The following is a 14,513-nucleotide window of genomic DNA, read 5'->3' on the forward strand; positions in this document are numbered from 1 at the left end:
TAGCCTGTCGATCGCCAATGACGCAGCCTCGCTTCCGATCGCCTACGAATTGTATCTCCCGCACAGCTGGGCGGCGGATCCGGAATAACGCAAGAAGGCCAAGATTCCGGCAGCGATCACGTTTCGGACCAAGCCGCAGATCGCGCTCGAGCAGATCAGGACGGCCAAGGCCGAGGGAGTCGCGCCCGGCGTGGTTCTGGCCGACGCCGGATATGGCGCCGACGGCGGTTTCCGAGCGGGCCTGTCCGAGCTCGATCTGACCTATGTGGTACAAGCTCGCGCAAGAAGGCAACCTGATCTTCCTCCGTCTTGGCGACGTCAGTGACAGCGGCGACGACGCTGACGTGAGCAGCAACCTGGCGTCGGGCGACGAGGATGGCATCGAAATATCCTAGAGCCAATGGCGGTTCCGACGCTGATGGGAGCAGCGTTAGCGACGACGGCGCGTTTCGGATGAGGATGGGCAGCCCAACGCCGATGGCGGCAGCGATTCTGCCGACGAACAACTCGACATCGAGGAACGGGGGAGGATGTGGACCGCCAGTTCGAGCGGCAGCGAGGAGTCCATTGCCCCCGAGAGCGACACCGGGGTGCAGTCGGTCGTTGACCCCGAGAGCGGCGCATCGGCGTGGCGAACTGGAATCGCCAGCGTGATGACCGCCGCACAGAACCGTGCGTCGGAGGCGGTTTCTACGACCATGTCGGCTGTCGGCGCCACGGAAGGGGAAGCAAGCGCACTGGACGCAAGACGCAAGCATCTCCGTAGCCACGGGTACAGAAATCACCGAGAGCGCCGCGACCACGATGGGCGTCACCGCTGAGCTCACCGCCGATGTCATTGTGGGTGCAAGCACAGAAGGGCTGTTCTTGGGGAAGTGTGCAGCGATCTGCTTTTTGCAGTCCTTTTTCTTTGATTTGTGATCGGCTGAAGAATGGCAAAGGCCATCATCTCGATCGGGAAATATGGAAAGCCGCTCGACATGCTCGGTTCAGCTAGTCGGACGTGGCTCACGAAATCAAGGCCGCCGCCTCGATATTACGAATGGTGATCAGAAAATCCTTACCAAGGATAGGTGGTTTCATCCTGCCTCGCGCCCAGCTCGGGCCTTCACCGGCCGCTGGTCGTCACACGGCCAGCGACTGCAATTCGCAGATCTCATCTGCGCAAACTGCCACTTTGAAAAAACAACCTGACACGGCGATCCAGCGTCAGACAATGAGCCAAGGTTCATTGACTTAATCCGAATATCCCTGCCATAAAACGCGGCTTGGGCGCGTTAGGTTATCTATTCCCTTGACTGGCCAGTTCTGTACGGGTTCGGCTCGCTGGCGGTCCTATATTCATCCAGATTGCCACCCAGAAACAAGACCTCGGTCTCTTGGGTTGGTAATCTCCTTACCCATGCTTGCAAGTTCGGATCTTCAGCCTCATTCCCGCACTCCAGAGCGTCGTCGATTCTTTTGGGTGGCCACGCGGTAGCCCTCGGTACCGTATAGGTATGCAACTCACGCGCATTTTCTGCGATTGCTTTCGCAGATAGGTCCGGCGACGCGGCCAGTTGCGAGGGGTTCTCGACCAACGACAAGAACGGAGATCGAGTTTCGCTTAACATGTGCTTTGCCGCCTTGCGGGCCAGAGCGGGCTGATAGTGATCCCACAACAGGCCACCGCGAGAACGAAAAAGCGCCATATCGCGCAGATGGGATGTGGCGCTGGCTTGATTGGACCCGCGGGTCCTGCAATCGGTGGCCTCGTTCTGAAAACGGTGCAGCTTTACGTATGAGGATGCCAGCACATCGTTGAGAATGCCGCTGCTATCAACACTACCGGCGGAAGAGCGGATCGCTGTCGGCCACTGTGCTGCTCGGTGGGCGGCCTGCCCAATGTCATTCCCAAGCGCCTCCACGGTCGCGCCGGTCAGAGTTGCGGCAAGCTGGGCGCGCGCGTTAACAAATGACGGGGCTGGGCACCGTTCGCTTCCCTGGATAGCGCGCGCTCTCTTGTTGCCTTCGGTCTCGATCGAGGCCCTTTGGTGGGTTAGCGTCAACTCGCTTAACTGTTGCTCAAATTTCGCTTGATCCGTGGACGAGTGTGCTGGTGAGCTGGTTTGTGCTCTCATGTCGCCCGGTTGCCGCGGCGCGCTTTGCCGCAGGGCAATCGAAGCTTGTGGGGTGTTCCGCGGGTCGATATTCATTCTGTTCACCTCGAAGCATAGGTTGTTTATCTATTTGTAGGAGGGGCAGCTTTCGAGAAGCTGACGAAGTTATTGACGCTCAATTGCAGGGCGTGGCACTGCCGCCGAAAGCTCCAGGACTGGAGGATTGTGTTGAAAAAGTCCGGCTTGAGGCCGTTCTACTGAGTCAGAAAGTCGCGGATGCGGGGGATCGCGCTGGTTGCGGATTTTGTTTGTTAGAGCCTGACTCGAAAATCGATCGGGTCGGCTCGGCGGGTCTTTTCGCCGCCCGATAGGTCGCCAGTCTTGCCGATATCCCCGATATCGGCTGCGATCGGCTCCTTCCGGATCGACAAAAATCCCTCGCCGATCCTCAGCCGTCGTCGACCTTCAGGCGGCAATCAACCGCTTCCTGTTCGAGCCAGCGGAACCGAAGCTTCAACGGCTGCTACAAAATCTACCCTGAGAAGGTCCGTAAATCTGCGCGCGAGTATGGCGCCGTGCCTGCTTGGCTGACCATTCAGATTGATACTGACAGCCGATGCCTCATTAGGTAGCAAAAGCCACCAATCTCACCTTTGGCGCTCGGCTAGGTTCGCGCCCGCCTTCTTCAGCATTTGGATCGCGATCCAGCGCCGTGCCTTATCTTCCAAACAACTCTGAATGTGAGCCGAGCCTGACAAACTCGACAAAGTCATCATCGGCAGCATACACGAGGAGAAAGTCACCACCAATATGGGCTTCCCTCGCCCCTTTCCAATCTCTGCCTGAGAGTTCGTGGTCGGCCCATTCCGCGCCGAGCGGCCTTTTCAGAATGATCAGCGTCATCAATTCGATGGCGCGATTCATATCCATTTTCCCCGCCTTATTGTATCGGTCCCAGTCCTTTCGAAATTGCTTGGTGTATTCTGATGCCCTTGGAAGGGAGGCGCGCCTGACGTCGCTCGGTTTCTTCAAGCTGTTTGCTCGCAGAATTTACTTCTTGCCGTTGAGGTCGGTGAAAAGCTCATCCGGCGACGCAAAGCGAGCCTTACGTGCCTTCCTGATCTCACGAGCCTCCGCCAGGGCGGCGCGGGTTGTTGCGTTGGGGACCTTGAGCTCGAGAGGAAAGCTTTGGGTCGCGACAACTCGATGAAGAAAGATCCGAACGGCATCCGAAAGCGAAAGACCGAACGACCCAAGGATCGAGGAAGCCTCTTCACGAGTGTCGTCTTCGACCCGAACATGAACCATTTTGGTGGCAGCCATATCAAGACTCCTTGTGACGATTGACTCGCTGTTGGCCCACTCACATCGACTGCTATCTGGCCCACATATGTATCTCAATTGCGATACAGTCAAGAGTGCATAAGTTCGTGACAAGCTCCTGTCTATTGCACAGGATATCGTCCAGAAGAGAAGGCGGCAATCCAGGCTGGCCCACAGATGACAAACCGCTCAGCGGCAGCGTAATATCATTTATGGCGGGTGTGGTCTCCGGAAATGATCCGGATCGGCCTTCCCAACCAAATCCTACGTCATTTCAATGACTTGCACCACATCCGCCAACCCGCCGGTAGAGTCGAGGAAGGGCGCGGTGGCTCGGGCCATGTTGGCGTCGCTCCGTTTCCCTTCCGCAGCAAGCCCGGTTTCGACATCCGAGTACGCCGCGCAGTTAGGCAGTCGGACTGGGCAATGAGGCGGAGATCGTCAAACAGGTGTCTGTCGACTGGGAGATCGTCGCCCAGCCACCGCGGACTGCGTGGCACCGTGGTCACGATCGACGAATTCCCGTATCTCGTCGACCAGGACAGCACTTTGCCATCGGTGATCCAGCGATTGTGTCCGCTCCGCCCTCATGACCTGCGGGAGCGCGATCGGGAAAGTCAGGTCCGGCAGGCGCCAGAAGGCTTCAGAGCAGCGCGACTTCCAGCACAAATTCGATGGGCCGCGTGACGTTCCTGCTCCGTTCGCCCTTACAATTCGAACCGCGCTTGTCGACCCCTTCAGGCGGCCTTCAAGCTCTCTCAGTGCATTTTTTGTGCGATGATTGTTGATAGATGCAGCCCGTTGGGGTTCCTGTAACGGTTGGCGAGGCTTTCGAACAAGCTACCCATCTGCTCTGATTGAACAGTAAATTCTCCATAGTTAGGATCGAAGAGCGTGGTCCTTCCATCCAGCGTCGACGTCGCAACCGAGTGTCTATCACCTTCGTTGAAACGCAAGCTGAGCAAATACTTCGATCCATCGGAGGTGACTTTGCCCAGCATGCGCGAGAAGCTCGTAGGCTCATCGAACGCGTACACCTTCTCTTTGTTGGATGGCTGCAAGCCCGCTGCCTGCAACGTGCTGGTTTTTGCGTCAAGGTTGGCCTGAGAAGATCCTGCTCCCTCGCTTCGCGCCTCACGCCTGCGCTTCTGATACTGCTGCTGCCACCCAGCCGCTGAGCCGTGCCCGTCCGATCCAGGTAATAGCGCAGTCATTCGGGATCCCGGGCTGTTGTGGAGATTGCTGAGCCACTCCGCAGCAAGCCCAACGCAGATGCCGCTTACATTGGCCTGAGGCAATTCGGCCGTCCTGTATTGGAACAGGGAGGTGCTCTCTGGAGAGGATGTACTTGGGTTGTTTGGATCCGAGGCCTGCGGCTTGCTGGGGCAGCATCCCATTTTATCGGGCAACTCTCCAGGTGGCAGTTTCCTCCGCAACGCGAGATTCGCAAGTGCTTCCGTAAAGCTGTCGCTGTTTACTGACTGGCTCAGTTCGTCAGCTTGGATAGCGCGTGTGGATGAGCCACTGATTCGATTATGCATGGCGTTCTCCTTGGGCGTTGGGCCCCCATGCGGATGATACTTAGACAAGCTGACGACGAGCTGACGGGCAGGTTTACCGAGCCTAGAAAGCAATTCTCGCGGCGCCAGCAAGACATCGTTGACCATTGGCCGTCTCGCCGAGATAGTACGCCGAGCCGGGGCTTCTCCTGTCTCCCTGACGCCTTGCATGTTGAACGACAGGTCGCCAGCAGCTGAAGTTGCCCCAGCGACCACTCCTATGTGTTCGTTCGAACGCAGCTTGCTGGGCGATCGGCAGACCTCAAAAATGAATCAACGGAACGGAGCAGCCAACTTGCTGGTAGTGCTTGGACAACCATTAGGTCGGCCAAACGGTGCCCCATGCCTTTCCTCGGATCTCCGCTACTTTCCAGCTGGCGGCGTTTAGACCCACGGCCGCAGCCGGCTTCGTCGCTCACGGCGTCCTTCGGCTCGTAGGTGTCGCCGGCACTATCTGGCGCTGTACGGGTGCCTTTTAACAGGCAGTATAAAGGCGAGAAAATGTGAAAATCCTTGGACACTATGCGCATGATCAGAGGAAAGATATCAATCCCATTCCGTTGCACCGTGGACCGTCCCCACATCCTGTGATGGGCGAGGCGGCAGTGGACCCATGACCTCTGACGCGCCGGCATGCGCTAACCTCCACCAATTAAACCCTTCAATTGAAGCTTAGCAGATAGGAGCGCCTCTGGCGTGATGTCGGGGCGCCCACCAACAATGACGACAGAACTGATATATCCGCGTCGGCCCAATCGAAAAAACCGCATTCAACCTCTAATCGGGTCTCGATACCAGGCAGAGGCAGATCGTATCGCGTGGCGACGGCAACGCCGTTCTCGATGTCAATTTCAATGATCTCATTGACGAGAAATTCCTCCGGTCCGAGGTCGGCAAGAAGACTATCCAAGAGCGCCTCTGTCTGTCAGGAGCGACCTGAGGACGACGATGACGAGGCCGGCGTGAATCGGCTCTTTGGCACAGAGCTTTCTGAAATCCTTGGCGTTGTTCTGACAAAGGTGAAATCCCGCTCGATGATGCGGGGCATCAGGTCCCAGTCGGTTTCGCCGCTCAGCCCGAGCCAGTTGACGTGGCTTGCTTCATGTCCGCGTTCCTGCGCTAACGCAACGAGTGACGTGTGTCAGTACTCATCAATCACAAATCTCACGAGGTCACACGCGTCTGGTCGACTGACGGGGGTCGCCCTTCAAGACCATGCGCTTCGACGACTTTATTTTCACGCCCTGCTCGGAGAGCTTCTTGGGCCGCCCGCGCACCGGGTGAGCGGCACCCCAGATCCTGGCAAGCTCGATCATCCGCGACGTTAGCTTGGGATATCCCTCGAGAACCTCCGCTTCGTCTGCTCCCTATGCCAGCATCGCCCCGATCATCCGCACAGGGAGCTATGACGGATTTTGGGTGACGGGGTCGATCAAGCGGCGCTTTGCGGCTTCATTTCGATGACCTCGATCCCGTCCTGGAACCTGGCTGCGCGTTCCGGTAATTCCCGGACAGGCATTCCAGTAATGTCGGGACAGCAATTCCAGTAATTCCCGGACAGTGATTCCACTAAATCCCGGACAGCTTTGCGGGGTGGATTTGGCGACCGGTTCTCGACGGCGCCGTTCTGGCAATTTGGTCTCTCACGCGTGTGTTGAGACGACCGATGCCAAGACGGAAGCAAGCGAGACGAACGACAGTGAGGGATATCCGCTCGATCCTACGCCTGACCCATGACCAGGGCCTTTCAGTGCGTGAGGTGGCCGAACGGCTGAAGATCAGCAAGACCTCGGTTTCAACCTATCTGCTTCGGGCGCGGGAGGCCGGTTTAACGGGCTGGCCGCTGTTGCCCGGCTATGACGACGACGCCAAGCTCGAACGACTGCTCTTCGGGCGCGCGGGCCGTCCTCCCCTTGATCTGAGTGAGCCGAACTGGGCGGCAATCGCCCGGGAACTCAAGCGCAAAGGGGTGACACTGGCCCTGCTGTGGCATGAATATCGGGCTGCCCATCCCAACGGCTATGGCTACAGCTGGTTCTGCGACCGGTTCGCCCTCTTCGAACAGCGTACAAGTGCTGTGTTCCGTCATCGGCACGCGGCCGGCGCTGTGATGCAGACCGACTATGCCGGACAGACGGTGCCGGTGATCGATCCGATCACTGGCGTCATTGCGGCGGCGCAGATCTTCGTGGCGGTGCTGGGAGCCTCCAATCTCACCTTCGCCCATGCCAGCCTCAGCCAGAAGCTGCCGGATTGGATCGAAGGACAGGTGCAGGCCCTGAGCTTTTTTGGTGGGGTCACCAAAGCGATCGTCTGCGACAATCTGAAGGCTGGTGTCGTCAAGGCCCTGTGGTTCGAGCCGACCTTGAACGCGACGTTTGCGGCCATGGCCGAGCATTACGACACCACGATCCTGCCGACCCGACCAGCAAAGCCAGGTCGAGGGCGCAGTTCTCATCGTCGAGCGCTGGATTCTGGCGCGACTGCGCAACCGCCAGTTCTTCTCGCTAGCCCAGCTCAATGCGGCGATCGCCGAGCTTCTCGAGGAACTAAACAACCGGCCTATGCGTCATGTCGGCCATAGCCGGCGCGAACTGTTCGATGAGCTCGAGAAGGCGGCGCTCGCGCCTCTGCCGGCCACGCCGTTCGAATATGCCGAGTGGAAAGCGGCCAAGGTCCATCCTGATTATCATGTCGAAGTCGACAAGACTTTCTATTCCGTGCCCCATCAGCTGATCGGCCGCACCGTCGAGGTCCGGCTCACCCACCGGGTGATCGAGATCTTCCATGATCACCAGCGCGTCGCCTGCCATGTTCGCCGATCGCAGCGCTGCGGCCATGTCACCATCGACGTTCACATGCCCAAGGCGCATCAGCGCTACGCCAACACCACGCCCGCCAACCTGATCGGCCGGGCGGCTGTCATCGGCCCGAACACTGCGATCCTGGTCGAACGCATGATGCGCGACAGGCCCCATCCCGAGCAGGGCTATCGTTCGGCCATGGGCATCTTGTCGCTATCGCCCCGCTATGGAACCACGCGCCTGGACGCCGCTTGCGAGCGCGCGCTTACCATCAACGCGATCACCTATTCCTCCGTCAACGCCATCCTCAAAGCCGGCCTCGATCGCATGGGATCGCAGGCCGAACCGGCGAAGCCGACACCAGCCCACGTCAATATCCGCGGCCGCACCTACTATCAGTGAAGCAAAGGACGAAAGAATGCTGACAAACCCAACCCTCGATCAAATGCAGGCCCTCGGGCTCCCTGGCATGGCTACCGCCTGGCGCGAACTGGCCGCAGCTGAACAGAGCAGCGCCAATGAGTTGAGCCGCGACGAATGGCTCGGCCTGATGCTCGACCGGGAGATCGCCATGCGGGCCGACAAGCGTGTCAGGAACAAGCTCGCCTCGGCCAAGCTGCGCTTCCCCGAAGCATGCATCGAAGACATCGACTTCGCGCCCGCGCGCGGCCTCGACCGCCGCAACACCATGGCGCTCGCCCAAGGCCATTGGCTCAAGGCCCAGGAGAATTTGATCCTCACCGGCCAGACCGGAACTGGAAAATCATGGTTGGCCTGCGCCTTCGGACGGCAGGCGGCCCGGCTCGACCATTCCGTTCTCTATGTGCGCGTACCGCGCATGTTCGAGGATCTGGCGCTCGCCCGCCTCGACGGGCGCTTCCCCCGGCTCATCGAAAAACTTACCCGAGTGCATTTGCTCATCCTCGACGATTTTGGCTCCCACAGCCTCTCGGACCAGCAACGCTTCCATCTCTTCGAAATCGTCGAGGAGAGATATCGCCGCCGCTCAACCATCATCGCCGCTCAGACCACCGTGGATAAATGGCATGACCTGATCAATGACCCCACCGTCGCCGATGCCATTCTCGACAGGATCGTTCACAATGCTCACCGCATTGCCCTGCAAGGCGACAGTCTGCGAAAGCAAAAAAACAGGCCCCTCTTGACGGGCGCCGAAAACACCGAAATCAATCAACCCTGAACTCAACGAGGCTATCGAGAACCAGCGACCCCAGGCTGTCCCGACATTACCGGAACGCCTGTCCCGTCTTTAGCGGAATCGCTGTCCTGAGTTGGCGGAATGCGCAACCTGGCACCTGCGAGCAGTTTCGGCAACTGATTTTGTCCCTTCAATCGACGCCAGGATTTGGCGGCGGCCATCACGAGCTTGAAGACCATCAGCCTGGCGGTTTTCGACGACAAGGAGCCCTTCGTGCGCACCGTGCGGTGGCGAACGGTGGCAAAGACGCTCTCGATCGGGTTCGACGTTCGCAGATGATCCCAGTGTTCGGCGGGGAAATCGTAGAACGCCAGCAACGTCTCGCGATCCTTCTTCAGGCAGTCGACCGCCTTGTTGTACTTCGCGCCGTATTTCTCGGCGAACACATCGATCGCCATTTCGGCTGCTGAGCGTGTCGGCGCGCCGTAAATCTCGCGCAAATCCGTCTTCATGTTGGCCTGCACCGAGAGCGGCACCTTGTTCAGGACGTTGGCGGTCTTGTGCACCCAGCAGCGTTGGTGCCTGCTGTCGGGAAAGACCTCATCGAGCGCCTTCCAGAAGCCAAGCGCGCCATCGCCGACGGCAATATCGGGCGCGATCTTCAGACCACGCCGCTTCACGTCGACCAGCAGCTCGCGCCAGCTTTGCGCACTCTCGCGAATGCCGGTCTGGCAACCGACGAGTTCCTTTTGCCCTCGGGCGTGGCGCCGATCAGGACCAGCATGCATTCGGCTTGGTCTTCCATCCGCGCCTGCAGGTAGACCCCGTCCGCCCACACATAGACATAGCGGCGCGCTGAAAGATCGCGCTTTTGCCAACGCTCGTAATCGGCGTTTCACTCCGCCGTCAGCCGCGTGATCACCGAGGGTGAAAGGTTCGGCGCGTCCTTGCCCACAAGCGCGCTCAGCGCTTCCTGAAAATCGCCCGTCGAAACACCGCGCAGGTAGAGAACGGGAAGCAGCGCATCCAGGCTTCGCGTCCGACGCGCCCATTTCGGCCGGATCGATGAGGCGAACCGGACCCGATCAACCTTGCCATTCGCGCCGCGATCGCGGATCTTCACCCGGCTGACTGGCACCGGACCGATGCCCGTCTGGATGCTCCGCTCCGGGCCGTGACCATGGCGCACAATCCGGTGACGGCCATCGGCAAGCTTGAGATCCCGCATCTCGGCAAGAAACGTCTCGGCCTCGATCTCGATCGCCTGCGCCAGCAATTTGCGCGCCCCGCTGCGAAGCACATCCGTCAGTGGATCATCAATTTCGTCGGGCTGACGAAGGCTAACAATGTTGATAGTCTCATTCATGGCGTATCGCTCTCCTTGAGAGGTTCTGGCAGGCTTCATCACCCGCCTCGATACGCCGCTCTCCTCAAACCGACATCACCCAGTTTCCGCCATAGCTCGTCGGTGAGCTGCCTGGGCTTATCGGCCAGATCCACGTCGCATTGAAAAGCACTGCTGGTGGTGCCACACCAGAAAAGTCGGAACCTCTCAACCCTGCCGTACCGATCAGAAAATCGGTTACACCCGATTACATCGTCAGCCTTGAGGACGGTAAGAAATTCAAGTCGCTCAAGCGTCACCTGGCTACCCACTATGGCCTTACGCCCGAGGAATATCGCGCGAAATGGGGGCTGCCGGCGGACTATCCCATGGTGGCGCCGAACTACGCTGCGGCGCGCTCAGCATTGGCCAAGACCATGGGGCTGGGCCGCAAGCCGAAGGAACCGGGTGCGCCGGCACCTGCCAAGCGTGCCCGCAAGAAAGCCGCAGCCTGACCGCACTTTTTCAGGATCGACTAAGCGGATGCGGCATCATTTCGCAGTCGCGACATGAAATTTGTGCATTGCAATATCTGCTGCTATCGGTATGACCATGTTGTCGGCCATCTACTCCTCTCAGATGTGTTGCCGACGCTGAATGGGGCGCATCTCCTCCCGCGTCTCATTCGAAATAGAGCCCGCTGCCACCTCCTCCCGGTAGCGGGCTTTTTCTTTGTCTGCGGCGCGTTTGGCTCTAGGCCTTTGTACCGCGGCACCGCCTGTCGCGATCTTTCGCGCGATCTGAGATGATCGAACAATATCTCCCGCAGGATCGCGGCACCGTCGTGCTTCACTGGTTCACTGGAAGCAAAAGCGAGGCTCGACGTGCGGCGACGCTCGGCTGCTATTTCTCCGTCAATGCCGAGATGACCCGTTCGGATCGCGGCCGCTCTCTCGTCAGCGACTTGCCCATCGATCGGATACTGACGGAGACAGACGGCCCTTTCACTCAGGTTGACGGTCGTCCCAGCGAGCCCGCTGACGTGGAAACCACGGTCGCCGCGATCGCCGACGTCCGGAAGGGTCCCGGTCGATACCGTCACGATAGTGGTAAGATCGAACCTTCGTTCTCTACTGGGATGAGGCCCTAAAGGGGCTAGATAAATTGTAATCTTCGTGCTACATAATCGGCCAATCTGTAGTGCGAAGGTGTCTTAATGCCCACTCCACACAACCCTCCTGCTGCGGTGCGGCGCGCGCTGCGCAAGCTTGGGGCGGACATCCATGATGCCCGTCGACGCCGACGGCTGCCGATGGCGGTCGTAGCCGAGCGCGCCTTCACGTCTCGCTCGACGCTGCAAAGGGTCGAAGCCGGGGACACCAACGTCAGCGTCGGTATTTACGCCGGCGTTCTGCAGGCGCTCGGCCTCCTCGACGGCCTGAGCCAGGTCGCCGACATCAGCAACGACAGCGTCGGTCAGGCGCTCGCCAGTGCGGACCTGCCCAAGCATGTGCACCTCAAGCGGCCAACCGGATCGTCCCGCGGTGGCTGACTTCGAGGTCCATATCGATTTGGGCAGCCGCACACGACCGATAGGACTGTCGAGGAGCAATCGCGTCCGGGGCACCGAGACCATCCTCTTCGAGTATGACGGCGCATGGCTTGAGGATCCGGACCGCTTCTCGCTGGAGCCAGCTCTTGCTCTGACCCGCGGAGCCTTCGCCCCTCCTGCCGGTCTTGCGACTTTCGGCTCCATCGGCGACTCAGCGCCGGATACCTGGGGCCGGCGCCTCATGCAGCGCGCCGAACGCCGTCTCGCCGACCGAGAAGGCCGCGCGGTTCGCACGCTTGTAGAAAGCGACTACCTGCTCAGCGTCGCCGACGAGACGCGGCTTGGCGCGCTCCGCTTCCGCTGGGTCGGCGAAGAGATTTTCCAAGCGCCGATCCGCACGGGCGTTCCTGCTTTAATCGAACTTGGCCGGTTGCTCCAGATTGCCGAACGTATCCTCCGGGACGAGGAAACGGATGAAGATTTGCAGCTCATCTTTGCCCCAGGCTCCTCCCTTGGCGGTGCCCGACCGAAGGCGTCGGTCATCGACCAACATGGTCACCTCTCCATAGCGAAATTCCCGAAGGAGACCGACGACTACAGTATGGAGACCTGGGAAGAGATCGCGCTGCGGCTAGCCGGCCAGGCAGGTATTGCCACGCCTCAACACGAGCTGATCGAGGTCGCCGGCAAGCCCGTCATGTTGTCGCGACGCTTCGATCGTAACGGTGCGATCCGCATCCCATTCCTGTCGGCGATGGCGATGACGGGCGCCAAGGACGGCGAGCGCGGCAGCTATCCGGAGATCGTCGATGCCCTTGCTCAACACGGCGCTCAGGGAAAGGCGGACGCACACGCCCTCTATCGGCGGGTCGTCTACAATGTGCTGATTTCCAATGTCGACGACCACCTCCGCAACCACGGTTTCCTGTGGCTGGGAAAGGCGGGGTGGTCTCTCTCGCCAGCATATGACCTCAATCCCGTTCCGACCGATCTCAAGGCCCGGGTGCTGACGACGAACATCGATCTCGATGAGGGGACCTGTTCACTCGATCTGCTTGAAGCCGCGTCGATATTTTTCGCGCTCACCCTGCCGCAGGCCCGCGCGATTATCAAAGAGGTCGCGACCGTGACCGCGACCTGGCGCGATACAGCCAAGGCGGTCGGCGCTCGATCGGCAGAGATCAGCCGCATAGCCAGCGCTTTCGAGCATGAGGATCTCAGGCGGGCGCTGGCGCTATGACGAGGACCTTCCTCCACAGTTTCGATCCGCCAGCATTCAGCCCTGTCACGGGCGCGACCGTCGACCTCGACGTCTCGGAGATTGAGGACGCCGGGATTCGCGAAGTGTTGCAGACGCCAGGGGCTGCATATGGCGCGTGGTCCATCCTGGATGCGCTGTTGACGCCAACCGGCGCGGGTACGCCCTTCATCTTCCGGGAACCACTTGGACAAGCGCGCGAGGTGAAGGTCGCGCTATCTGGCTTGTTCGGCCGCTTCGTTGCCCGCGCCTATCTGGAACGCTACTTCAACCTTTCGATCTTCGCGCATCTCGGCAGCCGCATCATCGACCTCGATCGCCGCCGGCAGGTCAAAGTCACGCGCTTGTCCCGCGGCGATCTGCCCGACTGGATCGCCTGCGCATCCGACCTGTCCTCCTTGACCGTGGCCGAAGCAAAGGGTTGCCATGATAATGGCGGCCCGGCCAAAGCATTGAACCGCGCCTGGGCTCAGGCCGGGCGGATAGATATCACCGCCGGAGGCCGCAAGGCCACAGTGAAGCGCATTGCCATCGCGACCCGCTGGGGGATGGCGGCGCCAAATCCGACGGACGCCCACCTCTCAGTCCGCGATCCGATCGATGAAGGCGAGCCAATCCAGCCGGAGGAGAAAGACGCGCTCTTCATCGGGCTTCTCCGCCTCCATATCGCCAATCTCATCAAGTCGCTCGGGCACGCTGAGCTAGCCAGTGCGCTTCGCGGCCTCACCCACGTGCCCTTCGCGCGAAGACTCCAAGGGGATCTCCAACGCGCCCGAGCGCTGCTGGATGCCACGTTGGTGAGAGAGGTGGAAAAGGCCACGGCCATGGGCGGACTGATCGGAGGGATCGTCACCCGTGCCGGACCTGTCGCTGACACCGACGTTGCGCCCGCCGATCAGGAGGCGCTCGCTCGCCTCAATCTCCGGCCGGTCTTCGTCGGTATCGAGCGCGATCTCATCCGTGCCGCTATCGACGCGGAGCTGCAAACCGTTCGCATCCGCCTGACGCAGATAATGGGTCCGGATGATTTTGCTCGGCCGGATCGCGCCGGCGGCTGGATCATCCCGATCGGTGAGGAGCGACGCATCAGAGGGGGCACCTGATCCGGTGACCGCCGAACATAAGCATCATGGGGAAACGGCCGGCGACACGAGACACGGCACGATTACGGGGCAGAAAGATGGGAACGCAGGAGACCGATCTCTCGAATGAGGCAGCGGCGCTCATCGAGCAGGTGACGCTCGACCAGGTCAGGACGGCGGCGAAGAAGCTGCTTTCGGTCGAGCCCGCCATTATGGGCGTGGGCCCGCGGCTTGCCAGTGTCCCGTGACGAATAATCTCGCGCTCTACAATAGTTGCTGAAGGACTCCGCCGACCTGTGGCTGATCCGACGTGGTGAACGCCTTGATTTTCTGCCTACTCGCCCTCGCAGACC

At 60.0% G+C, this 14,513-nt stretch carries 12 protein-coding genes and 5 pseudogenes; 10 read left to right on the forward strand and 7 right to left on the reverse strand.

Features of this window, described 5'->3' with window-relative positions; all coding sequences use genetic code 11:
- Together EH240_RS32205 and EH240_RS39775 are read left to right on the forward strand one after the other, a co-directional pair.
- Positions 1–271 (forward strand): annotated as a pseudogene (locus EH240_RS32205) (transposase); the annotation flags it as partial.
- A complete protein-coding gene (locus EH240_RS39775; protein WP_281035193.1) occupies positions 264–395 on the forward strand; it encodes a hypothetical protein in 132 nt (43 codons plus the stop codon). The pseudogene EH240_RS32205 and the gene EH240_RS39775, both read left to right, overlap by 8 nt.
- Before the next feature lie 891 nt (positions 396–1,286).
- On the opposite strand, the gene EH240_RS32210 is transcribed toward EH240_RS39775, so the two are convergent.
- From EH240_RS32210 to EH240_RS39405, 6 genes and pseudogenes are all read right to left on the reverse strand, one after another.
- Positions 1,287–2,195, reverse strand: a complete 909-nt coding sequence (locus EH240_RS32210) for a hypothetical protein (protein ID WP_125006145.1) — start codon at positions 2,193–2,195, stop codon at positions 1,287–1,289.
- 621 nt (positions 2,196–2,816) lie between these two features.
- Positions 2,817–3,131 (reverse strand): type II toxin-antitoxin system YafQ family toxin, encoded by a 315-nt coding sequence (locus EH240_RS32215; protein WP_210212269.1) that lies wholly within the window; start codon positions 3,129–3,131, stop codon positions 2,817–2,819.
- Between the two features lie 18 nt (positions 3,132–3,149).
- Positions 3,150–3,422: a type II toxin-antitoxin system RelB/DinJ family antitoxin gene (locus EH240_RS32220; RefSeq protein WP_206075360.1), complete on the reverse strand. Its 273-nt coding sequence runs from the start codon at positions 3,420–3,422 to the stop codon at positions 3,150–3,152.
- A 758-nt stretch (positions 3,423–4,180) separates the two neighbouring features.
- Positions 4,181–5,089: a YopT-type cysteine protease domain-containing protein gene (locus EH240_RS32225; RefSeq protein WP_245436585.1), complete on the reverse strand. Its 909-nt coding sequence runs from the start codon at positions 5,087–5,089 to the stop codon at positions 4,181–4,183.
- Positions 5,090–5,642: 553 nt separating this feature from the next.
- Positions 5,643–5,891 carry a hypothetical protein gene (locus tag EH240_RS39400; RefSeq protein WP_245436586.1) on the reverse strand — a complete coding sequence of 83 codons (249 nt, stop codon included), beginning with the start codon at positions 5,889–5,891 and terminating at the stop codon, positions 5,643–5,645.
- Positions 5,892–6,153: 262 nt separating this feature from the next.
- Positions 6,154–6,384: pseudogene (locus EH240_RS39405) on the reverse strand (DUF433 domain-containing protein); the annotation flags it as partial.
- A gap of 263 nt (positions 6,385–6,647) precedes the next feature.
- On the opposite strand from EH240_RS39405, the pseudogene istA reads away from it, so the two are divergent.
- Both istA and istB read left to right on the forward strand, forming a co-directional pair.
- A pseudogene (gene istA / locus EH240_RS32235) lies at positions 6,648–8,187 on the forward strand (IS21 family transposase).
- Positions 8,188–8,203: 16 nt separating this feature from the next.
- The gene (gene istB / locus EH240_RS32240) at positions 8,204–8,986 is read left to right on the forward strand and encodes an IS21-like element helper ATPase IstB (protein ID WP_125006149.1); all 783 of its coding nucleotides are present in this window, start codon (positions 8,204–8,206) and stop codon (positions 8,984–8,986) included.
- Between the two features lie 11 nt (positions 8,987–8,997).
- Here istB and EH240_RS32245 read toward each other — a convergent pair.
- Positions 8,998–10,310, reverse strand: a pseudogene (locus EH240_RS32245) (IS256 family transposase).
- A 98-nt stretch (positions 10,311–10,408) separates the two neighbouring features.
- Between EH240_RS32245 and EH240_RS32250 the strand changes: the two are divergent.
- From EH240_RS32250 to EH240_RS38310, 6 genes and pseudogenes are all read left to right on the forward strand, one after another.
- Positions 10,409–10,783: pseudogene (locus EH240_RS32250) on the forward strand (Ros/MucR family transcriptional regulator); the annotation flags it as partial.
- A 290-nt stretch (positions 10,784–11,073) separates the two neighbouring features.
- Positions 11,074–11,418: a TatD family hydrolase gene (locus EH240_RS32255; RefSeq protein WP_125006153.1), complete on the forward strand. Its 345-nt coding sequence runs from the start codon at positions 11,074–11,076 to the stop codon at positions 11,416–11,418.
- 66 nt (positions 11,419–11,484) lie between these two features.
- Complete coding sequence (locus EH240_RS32260) at positions 11,485–11,820, forward strand: helix-turn-helix domain-containing protein (RefSeq protein ID WP_125006155.1); 336 nt, start codon at positions 11,485–11,487, stop codon at positions 11,818–11,820.
- Complete coding sequence (locus tag EH240_RS32265; RefSeq protein ID WP_125006157.1) at positions 11,813–13,060, forward strand: type II toxin-antitoxin system HipA family toxin; 1,248 nt, start codon at positions 11,813–11,815, stop codon at positions 13,058–13,060. The genes EH240_RS32260 and EH240_RS32265 overlap by 8 nt, the downstream gene beginning before the upstream one ends.
- Positions 13,057–14,181, forward strand: coding sequence for a hypothetical protein (locus EH240_RS32270; protein WP_206075361.1), 1,125 nt, complete (start codon positions 13,057–13,059; stop codon positions 14,179–14,181). The genes EH240_RS32265 and EH240_RS32270 overlap by 4 nt, the downstream gene beginning before the upstream one ends.
- Before the next feature lie 77 nt (positions 14,182–14,258).
- Positions 14,259–14,408 carry a hypothetical protein gene (locus EH240_RS38310; protein ID WP_167484265.1) on the forward strand — a complete coding sequence of 50 codons (150 nt, stop codon included), beginning with the start codon at positions 14,259–14,261 and terminating at the stop codon, positions 14,406–14,408.
- Positions 14,409–14,513 lie beyond the last annotated feature (105 nt).

This window comes from Mesorhizobium tamadayense, assembly GCF_003863365.1.
GTDB lineage: Bacteria > Pseudomonadota > Alphaproteobacteria > Rhizobiales > Rhizobiaceae > Mesorhizobium > Mesorhizobium tamadayense.